Source organism: Brenneria corticis (assembly GCF_003115855.1).
Taxonomy (GTDB): domain Bacteria; phylum Pseudomonadota; class Gammaproteobacteria; order Enterobacterales; family Enterobacteriaceae; genus Brenneria; species Brenneria corticis.
Genome location: NZ_KZ819109.1, coordinates 1 through 17,641, shown reverse-complemented (window position 1 = coordinate 17,641; position 17,641 = coordinate 1). Strand labels below are relative to the sequence as shown.

Annotated in this window: 13 protein-coding genes; 11 read left to right on the top strand and 2 right to left on the bottom strand. The window is 55.3% G+C overall.

Annotation, left to right across the window (positions count from 1 at the left end):
• The first annotated feature begins 63 nt into the window (after positions 1-63).
• Positions 64-615 carry a recombinase family protein gene (locus DDT56_RS23435; RefSeq protein ID WP_136168760.1) on the top strand — a complete coding sequence of 184 codons (552 nt, stop codon included), beginning with the start codon at positions 64-66 and terminating at the stop codon, positions 613-615.
• Here the strand turns inward: DDT56_RS23435 and DDT56_RS23430 are convergent.
• The gene (locus DDT56_RS23430; RefSeq protein ID WP_136168759.1) at positions 588-830 is read right to left on the bottom strand and encodes a hypothetical protein; all 243 of its coding nucleotides are present in this window, start codon (positions 828-830) and stop codon (positions 588-590) included. The two genes, DDT56_RS23435 and DDT56_RS23430, sit on opposite strands and share 28 nt — an antisense overlap.
• Before the next feature lie 121 nt (positions 831-951).
• On the opposite strand from DDT56_RS23430, the gene DDT56_RS23425 reads away from it, so the two are divergent.
• The 10 genes from DDT56_RS23425 (at position 952) to DDT56_RS23380 (ending at position 17,008) form a co-directional block, all read left to right on the top strand.
• The gene (locus DDT56_RS23425; protein WP_136168758.1) at positions 952-2,577 is read left to right on the top strand and encodes a hypothetical protein; all 1,626 of its coding nucleotides are present in this window, start codon (positions 952-954) and stop codon (positions 2,575-2,577) included.
• Positions 2,577-4,166, top strand: a complete 1,590-nt coding sequence (locus DDT56_RS23420; protein WP_136168757.1) for a phage tail protein — start codon at positions 2,577-2,579, stop codon at positions 4,164-4,166. The genes DDT56_RS23425 and DDT56_RS23420 overlap by 1 nt, the downstream gene beginning before the upstream one ends.
• 8 nt (positions 4,167-4,174) lie before the next feature.
• Complete coding sequence (locus DDT56_RS23415) at positions 4,175-4,756, top strand: hypothetical protein (RefSeq protein ID WP_136168756.1); 582 nt, start codon at positions 4,175-4,177, stop codon at positions 4,754-4,756.
• Complete coding sequence (locus DDT56_RS23410) at positions 4,756-5,535, top strand: hypothetical protein (RefSeq protein ID WP_136168755.1); 780 nt, start codon at positions 4,756-4,758, stop codon at positions 5,533-5,535. The genes DDT56_RS23415 and DDT56_RS23410 overlap by 1 nt, the downstream gene beginning before the upstream one ends.
• Complete coding sequence (locus DDT56_RS23405) at positions 5,536-5,901, top strand: hypothetical protein (RefSeq protein WP_136168754.1); 366 nt, start codon at positions 5,536-5,538, stop codon at positions 5,899-5,901. It begins immediately after the preceding gene.
• Positions 5,902-5,909: 8 nt separating this feature from the next.
• Positions 5,910-6,584: a hypothetical protein gene (locus tag DDT56_RS23400; RefSeq protein WP_136168753.1), complete on the top strand. Its 675-nt coding sequence runs from the start codon at positions 5,910-5,912 to the stop codon at positions 6,582-6,584.
• 8 nt (positions 6,585-6,592) lie between these two features.
• On the top strand, positions 6,593-6,973 hold the full coding sequence (locus DDT56_RS23395) for a hypothetical protein (protein WP_136168752.1): 381 nt from the start codon (positions 6,593-6,595) through the stop codon (positions 6,971-6,973).
• Positions 6,973-7,248 carry a bacteriocin gene (locus DDT56_RS23390; protein ID WP_136168751.1) on the top strand — a complete coding sequence of 92 codons (276 nt, stop codon included), beginning with the start codon at positions 6,973-6,975 and terminating at the stop codon, positions 7,246-7,248. Before DDT56_RS23395 ends, DDT56_RS23390 begins: the two co-directional genes overlap by 1 nt.
• Before the next feature lie 11 nt (positions 7,249-7,259).
• The gene (locus tag DDT56_RS23385; protein ID WP_136168750.1) at positions 7,260-8,567 is read left to right on the top strand and encodes a hypothetical protein; all 1,308 of its coding nucleotides are present in this window, start codon (positions 7,260-7,262) and stop codon (positions 8,565-8,567) included.
• A gap of 131 nt (positions 8,568-8,698) precedes the next feature.
• Positions 8,699-17,008, top strand: coding sequence for an LPD38 domain-containing protein (locus tag DDT56_RS23380; RefSeq protein ID WP_136168749.1), 8,310 nt, complete (start codon positions 8,699-8,701; stop codon positions 17,006-17,008).
• A gap of 232 nt (positions 17,009-17,240) precedes the next feature.
• Here the strand turns inward: DDT56_RS23380 and DDT56_RS23370 are convergent, their stop codons facing one another.
• The gene (locus DDT56_RS23370) at positions 17,241-17,453 is read right to left on the bottom strand and encodes a hypothetical protein (RefSeq protein WP_136168747.1); all 213 of its coding nucleotides are present in this window, start codon (positions 17,451-17,453) and stop codon (positions 17,241-17,243) included.
• Positions 17,454-17,641: the final 188 nt, after the last annotated feature.

The following is a 17,641-nucleotide window of genomic DNA, read 5'->3' as shown; positions in this document are numbered from 1 at the left end:
TAAACCCAGGTTTGCGCGAATCCATGCCGAAAAATACAATCAGAAATTTCAAGGAATTGAGAGATGCTGATCGGCTATGCGCGAGTGTCAACCGGGGATCAAAACCTCGATTTACAGGAAAATGCGCTGATTCGCGCAGAATGTGAGCAGATTTTTACCGATACAGCGAGCGGGAAAAACGCCCGGCGGCCCGGATTGCGCCGCGCAATTCGGCGGCTGAAATGCGGCGATACACTCGTTGTTTGGAAACTTGATCGGCTGGGCCGCAGTGTTCGGGATCTGATAACTCTCGTATCTGATTTGCAGAGTAGGGGTATCCATTTCCGCAGTCTGACCGATAGCATTGATACCAGCACGCCAGCCGGCCGATTCTTTTTTCATGTAATGAGCGCCCTTGCGGAGATGGAACGCGAGCTGATCATTGAGCGCACCCGCGCAGGGCTAGCGGCGGCGAGAGAGCAGGGCAGGATCGGCGGCCGCCGGCCGGTAATGACACCGCCGATCATCGATCTCGCTCGGAAAATGCTGGCGAACGGGGCAACACGACAACAGGTAGCGAATGTTTGTGGCGTGACGGTCAAAACAATTTATAAATATTTTCCCGCCCGCTCATGAAAGAAACCGCCGTGCTCGGCTATTTCGTCGAGCGCGTCTTCAAGTGTTGGGAACGGATCGATGTGAATTGCTGTTGCCTCTGTCTTTCCGACAATGACTGCGACATAAAATCCGCTGTCTTCAACAACAGCGTATGAACCTTCTGGGCACTCTGTCAGCATATCGTTGTCGTCCAGTACGCAGATCGTCGCTCCGTGATAATCGATTGTTTTCATGCTCCATCACCTTTTAATTGCGCCTGCTGCTAATACGCGCTAAATTTCCCAAAGATACCAAGCCTCGCCTTAAACCGCGGGGCTTTTTTTTATTCCCTTTTTATATCATCTCAGGATCCCCATGGCGACCATTGATATCACCACGATGCGTGGCGAGATGCCGCGTGTCGTCGGGCATCTATTGCCTGAATCCAATGCCACACTGGCACAGGGCTGTCATTTTCGGCACGGGGTGATCTCGCCGACGTCTGACGATACCGATCGGGAAAAGGCATTCTCTATCGCGCCGCAAACCATCTTCCACTACCGTGATAATTTCTGGTTCGCGTGGAACAAGATTGTCGACGCCATCCGCAGCCCGGTGGCGAACGATGACTATGACCGGGTTTACTACACCGACGGTGAGTTCCCGAAGGTGACGTCGGCGGAGATAGCGACGGCCGGCAGCGGCAACTACCCGGCAGCGTATTTTCGGCTCGGTATCCCGGCGCCGGAAAACGCGATCGCGATAGCTGCGGTGACGCCGCCGGCAGATGCCGAAGAGGACGACGCGACCGATGATGAGACGCGGTTCTATACGGAAACCTATGTCACTGCGTACGGCGAAGAGGGGCCACCGGGCCCGGCGTCGGCAGAGGTCACCATTATTTACCCCGACAGTACTGTGACGTTGACGCTGCAACCGCCTGGAGTGCAAAACAACAACATCACCCATCGGCGCATTTACCGGTCAGCGACCAGCACTGAATCCGCCGACTACCTGTTGGTTGCGGAACTGGAGATTGCCGTTGCCTCGTTTGTTGACGACCTGAGCGATGCTGAACTGTCCGCGTCGCTGGAAACCTACGATTACTACATGCCGCCGGACGAGATGATCGGGCTGTGCATGATGTCGAACGGCATCGCCGCCGGTTTCATGGGTAACCAGGTGATGTTCAGCGAGGCGTATTTGCCGTATGCCTGGAAGGACTCGAACAAGCAGACCACGCAGGACGAAATCGTCGCCATTACCCCGGTTGGCACTACGCTGGTGGTCGGCACCAAGGGGCTGCCGTACATATTTTCTGGCATCACGCCGTCGAACATCACCAGCAATCACCCGATCATCGCACTGTCCTGCGTATCCCGGCTAAGCATGGTCACGATGGATGGTTTCGCGCTGTACGCCTCGCCTAACGGGCTTGTGTCGATCAGTGCCGCCGGCGCCGCAGAGATCGCCACGGCGAATATCATCGAGGCCAAACAGTGGCGCAGTGAGTTTAACCCGTCAACCATCCGCGCCTGGCGGGTGGAAAATGAATACCTGGCGCTGTATGACACGGATATCGGCACCGCCGGGTTTATCTTCGATCCGATCAGCATGGATATCCGGCGTGTGACCACGACGTTCGATACCGCTTATAACGATGAGTCTGGGGATACGCTGTATATCGTCAAGGGTAAGCAACTTTATACGCTGGGCGATGGCGCGTTGCCGCTTAATTTCCGCTGGCGGTCAAAGATCTACCTGGCGCCATCCGATACGTCATTTACCTGTCTACGGGTGATGACCGATGCGCCGGCGGCCGTTGGGCTGATTCTTTATGCGGATGGGCGGACTGTCCTGCAACTGCCTCCGGGCAGCCTGCGAGAACCATTACTGAAACTGCCGCCGCAGCGTGGCAAGCGCTGGCAGGTAGAAGTATTCGGTAGCGCCCAGGTAGATCGCATCACGCTGTCTACGTCCATGCAGGAGATGCCGGCATAATGGCGACGAAGTGGAATAGCGGCACCGACTCGTCGTCGGTCGCCGAGAATATGCAGACGCTAACTGGCCAGCGCGGCGACGGCAGCCAGCGCGCGGTGACATATGCGGATCTGGCCTCTCTCGGCCTGGCGAACCTGCAGATGCTGGGCGGCAAAGCTAAACTGACGCCAGGCGGCGGCGGAGGTAGCGAGTCATCAAACAGCAAGGTCCAGACGCCCACGCGCCCGACTGGATTCGGGGCGACAGGCGGTTTTGCATACATCCTGCTGGAATGGGATATGCCGTTATATACAGGGCGCTCGCTGACGGAAATCTACCGTTACCCCGAGGATAATCTGGCGAACGCGGTGCTGATCGCCACCACCGCGGCGGGCGTATACGGGGACCCTGTCGATCCGGCGACGGGCTATTACTACTGGATCCGGCACGTCAATATCAACGGCAAGCCCGGCCCGTATAACGATTCAGTAGGCACCTATGCGGAAACTCACGCCGATCCGGCCGCAATCGTTGAAATGGTGCAGGAGCAGTTAAATCAGTCGCCGCTGATTGCGGAGTTGGTGAGTAAAATCGGCGAGAATGAGCAGGGCATAAGCGCGCTGGATGCCGACGTGGCCGCGCTCACACAAACCGCAACTGAGCTTGAACAGATAGCCGACGATATGGCCGCCGGGATTGATGTTCGTAATGCCGAAGTCGATCAACGGTTCGACACCGTCGAGGCCACGGCGAACGCAGCGGCGACAAAGGCCAGCGTTACGGAACTGAGTCAGACGGTGGCGACACAGAATAGCGCAATGGGCCAGCGCGTAGACACCGTTGAAGCCACGGCGAACGCAGCGGCGACAAAGGCCAGCGTTACGGAACTGAGTCAGACGGTGGCGACACAGAATAGCGCAATGGGCCAGCGCGTAGACACCGTTGAAGCCACGGCGAACGCAGCGGCGACAAAGGCCAGCGTTACGGAACTGAGTCAGACGGTGGCGACACAGAATAGCGCAATGGGCCAGCGCGTAGACACCGTTGAAGCCACGGCGAACGCAGCGTCATCAGCAGCCCAGACCAACGCCACGGCCATTGCCACTCTTGATGGCGTTAAGGCGATGTGGACGGCGAAAACCCAGGCGGGCCAAATATCCGCCGGTATTGGCATCGTGGCAAACAGCGACGGCACGTCGCAGGTGGCCGTGGCGGCCAACCAGTTTTTTATCTTTGATCCCAACAACCCGAATGATGACAGCACCTATGCTATTCCGTTTGCAGTGGTCGATGGCAAAGTGGTTCTGGACCAGTTGATTGCGCAGGACGCGGTAGTAAAGATTCTGGCAGCCCAGACCATCACGGCTGACACGGTTAAAGTCGGTGCCACACTGACCGCCGTCAATATCAAATCGTCCACCATCGAGAACGGCGGGTTCACCGTGGACGCCCTCGGTAATGCCACATTCGGGCAGTTGGTGATCATTTCGGCGACGGGACAGATAACAATCAGATCAGCGCTGACAGGCCGGCGCATGATCTGGACAAATGGGCTGATTCAGATTTTTGATGATGATAATTTCAAGATTGCAGACTTTGGTATTTGGTGAGAATAAACATGCCAGCCGGTTTAAGAATATGGAATCCTGACGCGATAGACCCTAGCGAAGCGGTGATTGATATAACATTGCGCTGCCTAAATATATTGGGGACGATTGAAACTGGCGCTTTTATGGCTCCCAATACGTGGGATAATACCCCGAGCGAGTTAGCCGGCCAGGGATATAATGATGACGATATATTTACTTCTCGGAGTATAACCGTTCCTGAATTCGCCTATGGAAAGCCATTTTATAATATCTCACTGAATGATTATGCGTATTTGTCTAATGCGGTTTCAAACCAAACGAAAGCCTATAATTGGTTAATAAATGGATATGCTTCAGCGAATGATGTGGCTACTGCGATCAATAATGAGGGGATCCGATACTATAATAATGGAGATAATATTAGCATGGATAGTGGGCCGTCGTGGGGAGGAATCGGTTGGTCTCTATTTCGCAGTTTTTGCGAGCCGGACGTGATTATATCAGGTACCACGTTAACATATCGTTATCTTGCTGGCTGGCGGGATAATATTTTAGGTGATTACAATGGAATTTTTATCGGCGCTCATAAAATAACGTATGGGGTGGTGTAATGTCTCAGACCGGTGGTGTCCGGATATTTAACAATAGCAGAACATTACAAATCACTAATCAAGATAAACCGTATGTGCTGCTAAAAAGCGTAAAAATAACTTCTGCCGATAGTTGGAATTATTATACTAACGGCATGAAGGCAATAAGTAGTAAACGGTTGTTTAATTTTCAACAGCGCGTTGGTGAATATGGCGATCTCCTTTTCGCCATTCACACCGAAGGGTGGGATGCTCGCTGCACTGTGGATTTAGCGGGTAATCTTTGCATGTGGCATGACTTATCTATTCAGTCTGGGCAATATATCGAAGTCTATGTATTTGCCCGCGTCACACCGACATGGACAGGAAATTCCGGATTACGGTTATTTAAGCCCGGCTATGGACTGATTTTCGATAGTTCGTGGCACATATTGAATATCGCTGATGTTGTCGAGGTGCCAGCTGACAAGCCTGCGTACAGCCCATCTGTGGGGTTTACACCTTATCAAATAACAACATCCTATACGGATTCGGAATATGCTGTTGCGCAATCAACACGTCGGCAAATAGCGTCGGAGTGGCTGGATAACATGCCAAATACCGGGGAGATTATGGGCTATCATTTTCAGGTTTGCGCCTGGATGAAGGGTAGTACGGTCACGCTGACCGGTGTTCCCGTGGGGATTGATGTCACCGGTGGATGGGAGCGCTATCCGTATATTTACAACCATACTGGCACAACGCTGCTATATCTCATCGACACGACTAATTACCCGGTGCCGTATGATCTGGAGGCGTAAATGCCACTCGAACGGTTAATAAATCAGGTTGCCGCAGAAGCTCGCGAGCCGAACTTGATTGAAAACATTCAAGACGCCTGCTGTAAAAAGCAGGCGTTTTGCTTTGGTACGAAGCAGGGCCGGATAGTGTTATGTCCGCAAGTGAGAGATGGCATTCCCTATGTTTTTATCTGGCTGGCGGCCAGCGCTGAACCGGGCAGTATTTCCCGCTATCTGGATGAGGTAAAAACACTGACGCGCATGATTGGCGGGCGCTGGGCGGAGTTTTGCACGGCACGTAGGGGATTTATCAGGGTGGCTCGTCGCCATGGCTGGGAAAGACTGGCCGATGAAGGTGGGCTGATGAAATTCAAAATACCGATGTGAGGTGATATATGGGCGGCGGAGGCGGTGGAAGCACAGAAGTTAAAGAAACCACGCAGCAGCAGGCGGCGGCGGAGGTAGCAAAACAACAGTGGGATCTGTACCAAAACGAACTGAAGCCATACGAAAACCTGTTCATGGATAAGGTGGACTCACTGAATGATGAACAGAAATACACCGACATTGCCGGTGACGTCAATCTGGGATACCAGCAGGCGTTTGGCCGGGCGCGGCAGCAGACCGCCGATAATCTGACGTCTGCCGGTGTTGATCCAAGTAGCGGCAAATTCCAGTCGGCGCTGGGCGATTTGGCCGAGGATCAGGTAGCAGGAACGATTGACGCTACGGCCCGATCGCAGACGGACCAGCAAAACAAATATATTGCCGGGCTGCAAGATGTTCAGGCGGTTGGCGCCGGGCAGAAGGCGGAGGCGCTGCAGAGCTACCAGGGGATCGCTGCGGCAGCTAACCAGAAAGCCCTTTCTGACGCGCAGAGCTCTCTATCAAAACAGGCGGCCAATCAGCAATTGGTGGGGGCGGTGGGTGGCGCGCTAACCAGCTACGGACTCAAAGATGTCACGAGTTCGTCGCCAACACCCGGGCTTTCCAGTTCGTCCGGTGTGTTTGGCGGCCTTAGCGGAAACAACTCTTGGAACGGCAGCAACTACTCCAACCTGAAATATTGAGGTGAACCATGGGCGTAGCATCAGATACTTTTGCCAATATTACACGGCAGCAATATGCGGACTGGGTAAATCGCTATTACCCCAAACTACAGGAGTTGATGGACTACTCCACCAGCGGGGAAATGATGAATAACGAACTGGCGCGGGTGGGGTCAACCCAACAGCAGGCGCTAAACACTGCAACGGTTGGCGTGACCAATCAGCAGGCGCGCTATGGCACCTCGTCGCAGACTAATAGTAATGACAATAGCCTGGGGCTGAAATCGGCACTCGCAACCGCGGGTGCAAAAAATGGCGTTCGTGATGCAGAGACCGACCGGCAGTTGAGCATTTTGACCGGTGGCACTACGTCGCTGCGCAGTCTTCTTGATATCGGGAGTGATACATAATGGGTTACGGTTTGATTGATATCGCCGCACAAACACGCCAGCAGGCAATGTCTGGCATGCAGCAGGCGTCGGAGGCCGAACAGCAGCGCGAGGCGGCCAACGAGCAACTGAAAGCGCAGCAGAAACAGATGGCAAACCAGACGAAGGGAACAATGGCCGGTATGGGGGCGGCCAGTGGCGCCGCTATTGGTGCAACCTATGGATCGTGGGGCGGCCCCATTGGAATGGGTATCGGTGCCGCGGTTGGGCTACTGGCCGGCTCATTATTTTCCTGATCGGGGGATTTATGGCGGATTTACGTGGTTTAGCGGATGGGTTCACCTCTGGATTCAACATGGTTGATTCGGCTGTCAGTCGGCGGCAGGAATCGGAATTGAGGCGCCTGCAATTACAGCAGCAACAGCAGAACGCTGACCGAAGTTTTGGTTTGGCTCAGAATCAATTTGATTACAGAAAAGAAGCTGATTCGCAAGACAGACAACGGCAGGCCGAGCGGGATAAAGTCGGCGATCAACGCTGGCAGACTGAGTTGGGGTTGAATAAGCGAAACGCAGACCGGTCATATGGTTTACAGGCCCAAAGTGCCAAGTTGGCGCGGGATCAGTTTGATTTTAAGGTTGAGGCGATGAAGCGTCAGCAGCGATTGGAAGAAGAGATGCCCATGGTTAAAGCTGCATGGGATCGGCTCGACGCCGGCATAATGGATGATGAAACAATGCGCCTTATAAATATGGCATCGGACGATAATCCACTGAGTCCAAAGCGGCTTTATGGGCAGGATAAGATTCAAACCGTTCGAGATATTAACGTGCTCATGCCGCAAGTGAATGATGGGACGTTGGACTATAACGATCCAGCAGTCATCCGTTCTACCAACAAGGTTTTTTCCGATGTTATCCAGCGGAATATCGGCGAGAAAGACCCAGCTACCGGGAAGACTATCAAAGATAAGGAACTGGCTCATATCGGCCTGACGGAAGATGGGAAAGGCATATTCTTCACGCTTAAAACGATCTATGACGATGGGTCTTCATCATTCAAGCCCATGACGCAGAATGCATCAGCGGACGAACGGGATAATCTGGCCATCATTCCAATTGAACGCGCGTTTGAACGGTTTCGCGGTTACAGCCAGATGGTTGGTGCAGCAAATGATCCCAGGCTGGCGCAGTTTATGAACAAGCACGTCAACGGCGATTCTAAAAACGAGCGAGCGGAGGCCAAAGAGTATCGAACTCAAGCGATTCGACTGGACACAGAAGAAGCCAAAGCGATCGCCAAAGACCCGGACAATGCAGTCACGATTCGCGCCCAGTTTGACCAGGCGAGGAGTCGGCTTGATGAGGCGTTTGGTAAACAACCAAAGGACAGTGTCGCCCCTATGCTGCAGCAATGGGCAGGGAATGATCCGGGCAAAGCCGCGTTCGTACAAAAAGCGATGGCGGCCAGCGTGTTCTCTGGCGGCGTTACGCCGGAACAACTTGATGCGAAATATGAAGAGTATCAGCGTGGTCAGATCAGCCAGAAAAACCAACAGACAGCCCAGCAACTGCGCGAGCGTGCTCAGTCTATGAGCCTGCCATACAGCAGGTGAATTCACCTTACTACACCGGATAGTAATTCTCCTTTCAAGTGACACACATACGCGCTAAATTCCCCAAAGATACCGAGTTATGCCCTAAAAAGCGGACTCGGTTTTTTTATGTCTAAATTCTGGAGTCCGTAATGGCCTACGACCCGCAGCAACTTCGCCCAGAAGCGCAGCAAGCAAACAATAACCGTCAGGAGTTGAATATTCAGCAGCCCGGTGAAATGTCCGATTACGACCGTCAGTTTTTCTCAAATTGGAATAAGCCTTCCCAAGATCGACCCAAATCAACCTGGGGCGACGATGTTAAGGCGCTCGCCGCCGCGCCCCTCAACATGGTGGCCGGCGTAGGGCAGATATTCAAAGCCGGGAACCAAATCCTTGACTCGAAAGCAGCAGAACAGGAGGAAACAAACCCTAATCCGCTGGGACTCAGCGATGAGATGATGGCGGTGATGCGCCAGAACAGCGGTAACCCGCTGTCGCGCGCCGGCAGCGCCGCTATTCAGGGCGCTGGTGAACTGGCCGGAAGCGCAGCGCAATCCATCTTGGATTCACGCACCGAGGAGGCGAAACAGGCTGCCGCCCAGGACTTTGCGACCCTTGATCGTGACCAAGACGGCAATATTACCGGCATCAGTGCAGGTGAGGGGTTATTCAACCCCAGCGCATGGATGCAGAATGCCATTCCAAGCATGGCAATGATGTTTACCAGTGCAGGCGCCGCAAAGCTGGGATCGGCCGCTGTGCGGGAAATGGTCGAGAAGGCTGCATTCAACAAGCTGCGCCAAAAATTGCCGGAAGAATCTGCACGGCAGGTTGCCAAAGCGACGGCAGATCGCGCCGCCGCAGCTGCTGGGAAAGGTACATTCGTTGGTTCGCAAACGGCGACGGCTCAGGGACAGGGCGGCATCGACATGCGCAACGAGATCAACTCACTATCATTTGACGAGCTGATGAGCAGTACCACCTTTCAGCAGGCGTTCAACGATATTGATACTGACCCAAACTACGCCAATCTGGATGATACGCAAAAACTCACCATGGCCCGCAGTATGGTGGCGGAAAAGGCGGCAAATGCCGCTACGTTCGACCCTAAAGCATTAGCGGCTAATATCGGCGCGGCATTGCTGGGCGATCACACGCTGATATCGCTCGTCACAAAGAGAGCAGCGGCACGAGGAATTCTCACAGGTATGGCGAAGGGTGCTATTGCCGAGGGCACGACGGAGTTTGCCCAGGGCGCGACGCAGCGTTACGTTCAGAATGAGCAACTTATCGACACTGCCGGCCAGAATATCGATCCCATGAAAGACGTGCTGGAAACCGGGGTGAATAATGCGATCGTTGGCGCGGGCATGGGCGCGGGTTTTGGTGCTGTTGGGGGAATGCGGGGCCGTAAAGATGCGAAAGCGGCGATAGAGCAGGAGCCGGATCAACAACAGACGCAGCAGCAGGATCAGCAACAGCGCCAGGACAAGCAAAAGCAACTGGAAAAACAGTACGGGCAGATGCTGGACGGCGATCTGCTGACTGCTTTCCAGAGCTTGAGTCAAAAGGAAGAACTGACACCGGAAGAACAAGAACAGTACCAAGCCGTGCATTCCGCGCTGACCCGGCGGCTGAGTGTCGGTGGGCTCCGAGTGGATTTGCCTAAGTGGCCGAGTTCGGGTAATGAGACCGGCAACGGTTCAGGCATCCCGGTGGCAAGGTTGGGCGATGATGGCCCGCCACCGGGTTATAACGGCGAGTGGCGCGATGGAGGACCTGTTATTTCGGTTACCAGCGGGGCAGATACGCCGCAGCTCAATCCGGAGAATGTCGCCGGCACGCCGCAAAGCCGTATCGATGAATTCCGCGATACGCCCGCCTATCTCCGTCAGGATCCGCGTGTTCAAGGGTTTGCTGAAGATAGTGAAGTACAGCAGGCGTTGGCCGAACAGCAAGCAGCACCAACCGCCGACGAACTTATTCGCCTGCAGATAGAACAGGGTGACCAGGGTTACACGCCGGAAGAAGTGGCGGCGCTGGAGCGGGCAGAGCAGATTATCGCCGCACGTCGCCCGCGCCTGCCGTCTCCAGGGCAAACCTCTGTCATCGCCATGCCGGGTGAGGTTCGTCAGGTAACCGATGAGCAACAGTCCGGCACTGGGCCGCAATTTGATGCCGGCGAGCAGGTGCGCGGACAGCAGTACATCCCAGCGGAGCGCGCCGCCGCCGGTGGTAACGAAGTCGGCCGGGCCGCTCGTACCATCGAGGGCGAAACGCGCGCCCAGCGGCAGACGCGGGAATTTACCGACGCGATGGGCGAGGCGCCCGCCGCGCTGCCGGATCAGCGCCACCGCGTCGCCGGCGTGCCGGTCGATGCGCAGACGGAAGCCTATGCCCGCGGGGAACCGGTCGGTCAGTTGAAATTGTTCGCGGGCAACAAGCCATATTCAAGCGAGCGAGTGGCCCGAGCCACGCAATGGGCGAAAGTGCCAGGCGCGACTATCGAACCGGTTGGTGATGGCTACGGCGTCCGCCTGCCGCCGGAACCAACGATAGGAGGTAGCAATGCCGTTACCGAACAGGCTGCTGCCGGTGGCCGAACTGATGTTCTTCCTGGTGGTGCAGCCGCCGACGGCGATGCTTCACTGACCGGCGAGTTGAAGCTGTACGCACCTGGGCAACCGTACTCCAGCGAAAGAGTCGCCAAAGCGTCCCGCTGGGCAAAAATGCCGGGGGCGATAGTAGAGCCTGTCGGGAATGGTTACGGGGTGCGTCTGCCAGCAGCAGATACTGAGACCGTAGGGAAGCGAGGACCAAAGCTCACCGACTTCGGCGAGGAAATCAAGGGCGCGGCCAAGCATCGATGGGGGCAATTCTCCAGCGCGATGGAGAAAGCTGATACGGCCGACGACATCCAGACACAACCGCTTTCCAAACTGTTCCCGCACCCTGAATACGAGAAGATGGCGGCGGGCGGCGTGGACAGCCACACACTGGCGGCGTTGGCGGTGTTGCGCGGGCAGATCCCCAACAAACCCAGTTCCCCGTATAAGGTTGCCGGGTGGGGCCGTACCGTTAAAACCATCAAGGGTATGGCTAACGACCTGTTGAGTGGAAATATTTCGCGTGAAACCTTCCGCCAGCATATGCAGTCCCGCCCGGCTTTATCCCGCACGCTAAACTCCATTGATCTGGTATCAAAGTTCTCGCCGTCTGAAATGCGCGAAGCGGCCAGATACCGAGTCCATCACGGGCGCTACACGAAGTTTGAAGGCCAGGATTATCCCAACGGCAAAGACTTCTACACGCTGGTTCGCCCGGATGGCAGGTCAACGGGCATAACTGCCGGCTCCATGGAGAAACTACTCCCGAATGCGCAGACCTACATTAAGACGGCGATCGGGGCGAAAAACGAGGTCAGCGGCAAGCAGTCAAAAATCGAAACGTTCATTCGCCGCGCCGGCGGTCAGATCTTCTTGGGATATAAAGGCGGTGCTGGTGTCTTGCCGCTGAAGTCTGGATTCAAAAACGCAGGTGAGGCGCGCGCATACCTGCAAGATAACCGCCCCGAACTGGAAGAAAAGCTGGAAAAGCTGCGCAAAATCTCCCGCGAAGAGCAGCGCAACCCGGAAAACCGTAAGCGCGTTGGGCCGTCGCCGCGCAAAGGTGATGTGACGCCGGAACAGTTCACGGGAAAATTCGGTTTTCGTGGCGTCCAGTTTGGCAACTACGTTGAGGGCTCGCGCCGGCAGGCCGACCTGAATGAAGCCTACGACGCTCTGAGCGATCTGGCCGATGTTGTGAATGTGCCGGCGCAGGCGCTGTCCTTGAATGGTGAACTGGGGCTGGCGTTCGGCGCGCGCGGCAAAGGTGGGCAGAACGCAGTAAGGGCGCACTACGAGCCTGGGGAGGTGGTGATCAATATCACCAAAGCGAAAGGTTCCGGCACGCTGGCGCATGAGTGGTTCCACGCGCTGGATAACTATTTCGGCCAGGCTAACCGGAATGGCCACGACAATGCTGGGCGTGGTGATGCATACCAGACAAGAGACAGGTTCCGCAACGGCAACGTGCGGCCCGAAGTCCGTGACGCGTTCCGAAACGTCATGAAGGCGGTCGGCGACAGCGGAATGACGAAACGCTCTTCTGTCCTTGATGAGGCGCGAAGCAAAGCCTACTGGTCCACCGATATTGAGATGGCCGCCCGCGCATTCGAGGCGTATGCGAGAGATAAGGCTGCGTCGAAAGGCATCACCAATGATTACCTGGTAAACATCCGCGATCCCGACGCATTCGATCCGGATACGCACGCCTACCCGACCAAAGCAGAGATGGACGGCGGGATCCGGCAGGCATTCGATAATCTGTTCAAGACGCTGAAAACTCGGGAAACCGATAAAGGCATCGTCTTCTATTCTCGCCGCAAACCCACCGATCCCGTTGGCGCCGTTGTCACTGGCGCTGACATCGGCGGCGGCAATATCATCCATGATGGCAGCTTTAGCAAAGACGGCGGCCGGCCGGAAAGCGCCATGACGCGAGACCGTGTGCAGCTGGCTGCAGATGGTTTTGTGTCTAACCTGAACGGCGCGGCCAAGATTAAAGTTAAAGCCGTCCAGACGCAGGCCGAAGCGGCCGCCATGATGCCCAACGGTATTCCGGCAGAGTTCGGCACGGTGCATGCCATCTATCAGCCGGAGCTTAGCCGGGTGATCCTCGTCGCCGACAACATCGCCAATCCTCGTGAGTTGCGCGCCAAGCTGCGGCATGAAATCATCGCCCATCACGGCCTGGCCTCGGTGATCGGTGATGTGGAGTACGACCGTATTATGCGGGTGCTCCACCAGACCCGCGATAGCAAGAATAAAACCATTCAGGACGTTTGGCGCCAGGTAGAACAATCCTATGGACAGGAGTCATTGGAGACACAGGCCAATGAGTTTCTGGCGCATATGGCCGAGCGTACGGAACTTACCGGGTTAGGGGCGGCGTGGGATCGGTTTATCTCTATGCTTACCGCCACACTGCGCCGTGCGGGGATTATCAACGCGGGCATCGATGTGACGCCGGCGGAGATCCGTAGCATCTTGCGCACCATCACCGGACGGTTTCAGAAGACGGCGATGTACGCAAACGAGCAGCCGGGCACACGCGCGTACGAGGATACGTTCTCGCGCGCCGACGCGCTTTATTCTCAGAGCAACGATAACGTTGATCCACTTAAGCCGCTGCCGGCGGAAGCGGAACAGTTCCGCACCGATCTGGATCGCGCTATGCGGTCACTGAAATCCGGGGATATGTCCATCAAGATCGGACGTACTCCACCGGTACTGCGGGCTTTGGGCGCGCCGAATCTGGACATGTACATCAATCGCGACACGGTGCGTAAGGCCACTAACGGCGTGAAACACGACGTTCCGATGGATGTGATTGAGCGATTGCCGGAACTGATGCATGACCCGGTGGCGGTGTACCGATCGGCTACGCAGGATAATGCGGTGGTGGTGCTACTGGAGGCCAAAGACGCGAACGGAAATCCGGTATTGTCTGCCGTTCATATGAATGCGGCGCTGAAACGCATTGACGTGAACCGTATTGCGTCGGTCTATGGCACGGAAGAAGGCAAGAAGATCCGGACAATGGAAAGGGAGGGGCTGGCACTTTATCAACGGGCAAAAGAAAACCCTGATAACCCTCATTCACAGGGGCTCCAATTGCCCAAGGAGGAGCGTTCTTATCAGGGTTCTGATCCTTCATCTGGTACGGCCCAGGGACTCCAATTGTCCAAACGCGGTTCACCAAATCAAGGCTCAGGTCAAAATATACTCTCTTCCGACGATATCCGCAAGAACAAGACGCTCTATTCCCGCGCCGCAGCGCCGGACATGGACGCCGAGGTCAACCGCAAGATGGGGCTGGTTCCCCGAAGCAACTGGTTTACCAAGGCCCGCGACTTCTGGGATATGGCAACCGACAAGGACAAGACGGCGCTCAAAGAATGGTGGCGCGAAACCTTCCGCAAATTGAACACCCGTACCTTTGACGGCCTGGCGCCGCTGAAATATGCCGAGGACGCTGCCGGCGGCTTCGAGCACAGCGTTTCCGGCTACATTGCGGCGCGCATGGCGAAGGGCGCCAGCACCGTGACGACCTTTATTACCGAGTTCGGGCTGGTGCGCTACAACAAGGAGGAGGGCATCACCGAGCGAATCCCCGGCACTGGCAAAGAGGATAGCCTGATGGGCATCCTTGACGCCCTGGGCGATCACCGTGAGAACTTCCTCAAGTGGATTGCCGGCAACCGTTCGGAGCGCCTGCTGGCGGAGGGCAGGGAGAACAACTTCACGGCGGATGAAATCGCCTATATGAAGAGCTTGAACCGGGGCAATGAGAAACTATTCGATGAGCAGAAGAAAAAGTATGACCGCTTCATCAAGTCGATTCTGGATTTTCATCAGGATACCGGCATGATTGATCCTGAAAGCCGTGCAATGTGGGAGGATCCTTTTTACCTGCCGTATTATCGCGAGGCGGAAAATGGCGAAACTCGCGGCCCCTGGACAACCCGAGGTATTGCCAACCAGAGCAGCATGATTCGCAAGCTCAAGGGCTCTGAGCTGACCATCAAAGACCCGATCGAAAACCTGTTCAACTACGTCGCCAAATCCATCGATTCCGGGATGAAAAACGAGGCCATGCGTCGGTCGGTGGTCAACCTGGCGGATACAGGCATCCTGGATGTCATCGAAAACCCCAACCAGATCGACTATCAGCGCCTGAAGAAAGACGTTGTAAAATTGTACGTGGACGGCAAGGAGCAACTGGTGCGCATCAATGACCCAGAGCTGTATCGGGCGCTTACCATGATCGACATGGAGCGCAGCAACTCCTTGTTCATGCGCGCCGGTCGCGCCGCCAAACGAGTGCTAACCATCAGCGTCACGGCAATGCCGGATTTCATGGCTCGCAACTTTGTACGCGACTCCCTGCATTCCTATGCCATCAATAAGGACGGCTTCAAGGCGGCGCGTTCGTCGTGGGAGGGGCTGCGCAAGGCCATGGCGAAAGACGACACGCTGCTGGACATGATGGCCGCCGGCGCCACGTTCGGTGGCGGGTATGCTAACGTGTATGATCCGGCCAGCACGGCGGCCAACATTCGCCGGGTGCTGCGCAGCAAGGGGTACACGGATAGCCAGATGCGGGAGTTCGAGTCCACCATCGTACGCAGTAGCAAGGATGCCTGGGACAAGATAGAAAAAGGGTGGGATTGGTATCGGGATAAAGGGGAGGCGTTTGAGAATGCCAACCGCGTGGCGACGTATGACGCGGCGATCAAGGCGGGTAAAAGCCCGGCACAGGCGGCGTTCGAGGCCCGCGACCTGATGGATTTCAGCATGCACGGCAGCAGCAAGTTCCTCATTGGGCTGACGGATGTTGTGCCGTTCCTGAATGCCCGCCTGCAGGGCATGAGTAAGTTGGGGCGGGCTATCAAGGAGGATCCGCGCGAGGTGTTGAAACGCGGCGGCTACATCGCGGCGGCGTCGCTGGCCTTGCTGGCGCAGAATTGGGATGACGAGCGCTATGAAGAATTGCCGGATTGGGATAAGGACACCTACTGGCACGCGTGGCTGCCCGGCGGTCAGCATGTCCGCTTCCCGAAACCGTTCGAGATCGGACTGATGTTTGGCACGCTGCCTGAGCGGTTTGTGCGTACGCTGGGCGGTGAGGACTCGCCTGGTAAATTCGGCAAGGTAGTGGCGCGTAACTTCCTTGAAACCATGGCCTTCAACCCTATCCCGCAGGTTGTTAAGCCGATCACCGAAGCGTATATCAATTATGATTTCTTCCGCGGCGGCCCGATCGAAAACATGGCCGACGAGAACCTGCTGGCCGAGGCACGCTACAACGACCAGACCAGTCTGATGATGCGCGCCATCGGCGAGGCCACCGGCCTGTCGCCGAAGAAACTTGACCACATTGTGCAGGGCTACACCGGCACGCTGGGTGCTTACGTCTTGGGCGCAACCAACATTATGGCGCGCCAGTTCAGCGACGCCGGCGAAACGCCCGCGCTTCGGCTGGACGAACTGCCGGTGATCAAGTCTTTCCTGCGCGGAGCCGACCCAGCGAAAAGCACGCAGTTCGCGGAGGACTTTTACCAGATGATGGCCAAGGCCAATCAAATCAACAGCACCATAAACGCCTACCGCAAGCGCGGGCTGCCTGATGAAGCCAATGTATTGAAGGAAGAAAATCGCGGTATCTTGTCGCAGCGTAAGAAATTGACCGACACCCAGAAGGAAGTAAAGAAGCTGAACGATCGTATCGAAATGGTACGCATCGACCGTACGCTATCGGCGGATGAGAAAAGGGTGAGAATCGATCGCATGATGGCGCAGCGTAATAAGCTGTATAGCCAGGCAGTGGAGAGGGTTAATCCGTATTTCGATTAAGTAATAAACCAGTAAAGCGAAAGCCCCGAAGTGTTACCAGCACTCGGGGCTTTCTACTTTCTACACCTTGATGAGGGCAAGGGAGAACATGTGATTGATTTTAGCAAACTGATACGGGAGTTGCGAGTCATGGGCGAAAAATTACCCAACTGGAAATTCCTTTTAATCTGGGCTGTTTTCTTTCTATTTGGGCTTTCCAGCCTGATAAATGCCGTACGTTGGTGGTAGCCGGTTACCGAAGCCAGTTCCTGATGCACATCACCAGTGCCAGGAATAAAATAAACCCCACGATCCCGAAGATGATGCTCACCTCGCTATCCATGTGCATCTTACTTTTGCTGGTTATCACCAGCGCAGCGATGCCGAACGGCATGGCAAACACCGGGTGAACGGTGATCATAACGGCGGCCAGAATCAGGCAGATGATGAAGGCGGTAGATGACATAAATATCCTTTTGCTTGCACGAAAATTTCCCGAATTTTTCCGAAATACTTCATAACTATTTGATATTGTTGATCATGAAAGGACAGTGTTGATAGGTGCCTAGAGCTCAAAAACCATAGTAATATATTGATATTTAAAGAAATATTGATAATTTCTCAGCTATAGGAATCGTATTCGGTCTTTTTTTA

Bases quoted from the DNA above. Each gene is read 5' to 3' on its own strand.
- DDT56_RS23380 (WP_136168749.1), top strand. From the start codon at position 8,699: ATGGCCTACGACCCGCAGCAACTTCGCCCAGAAGCGCAGCAAGCAAAC.
- DDT56_RS23430 (WP_136168759.1), bottom strand. From the start codon at position 830: ATGAAAACAATCGATTATCACGGAGCGACGATCTGCGTACTGGACGAC.
- DDT56_RS23435 (WP_136168760.1), top strand. From the start codon at position 64: ATGCTGATCGGCTATGCGCGAGTGTCAACCGGGGATCAAAACCTCGAT.
- DDT56_RS23395 (WP_136168752.1), top strand. From the start codon at position 6,593: ATGGGCGTAGCATCAGATACTTTTGCCAATATTACACGGCAGCAATAT.
- DDT56_RS23415 (WP_136168756.1), top strand. From the start codon at position 4,175: ATGCCAGCCGGTTTAAGAATATGGAATCCTGACGCGATAGACCCTAGC.
- DDT56_RS23420 (WP_136168757.1), top strand. From the start codon at position 2,577: ATGGCGACGAAGTGGAATAGCGGCACCGACTCGTCGTCGGTCGCCGAG.
- DDT56_RS23410 (WP_136168755.1), top strand. From the start codon at position 4,756: ATGTCTCAGACCGGTGGTGTCCGGATATTTAACAATAGCAGAACATTA.
- DDT56_RS23370 (WP_136168747.1), bottom strand. From the start codon at position 17,453: ATGTCATCTACCGCCTTCATCATCTGCCTGATTCTGGCCGCCGTTATG.
- DDT56_RS23425 (WP_136168758.1), top strand. From the start codon at position 952: ATGGCGACCATTGATATCACCACGATGCGTGGCGAGATGCCGCGTGTC.
- DDT56_RS23390 (WP_136168751.1), top strand. From the start codon at position 6,973: ATGGGTTACGGTTTGATTGATATCGCCGCACAAACACGCCAGCAGGCA.
- DDT56_RS23400 (WP_136168753.1), top strand. From the start codon at position 5,910: ATGGGCGGCGGAGGCGGTGGAAGCACAGAAGTTAAAGAAACCACGCAG.
- DDT56_RS23405 (WP_136168754.1), top strand. From the start codon at position 5,536: ATGCCACTCGAACGGTTAATAAATCAGGTTGCCGCAGAAGCTCGCGAG.
- DDT56_RS23385 (WP_136168750.1), top strand. From the start codon at position 7,260: ATGGCGGATTTACGTGGTTTAGCGGATGGGTTCACCTCTGGATTCAAC.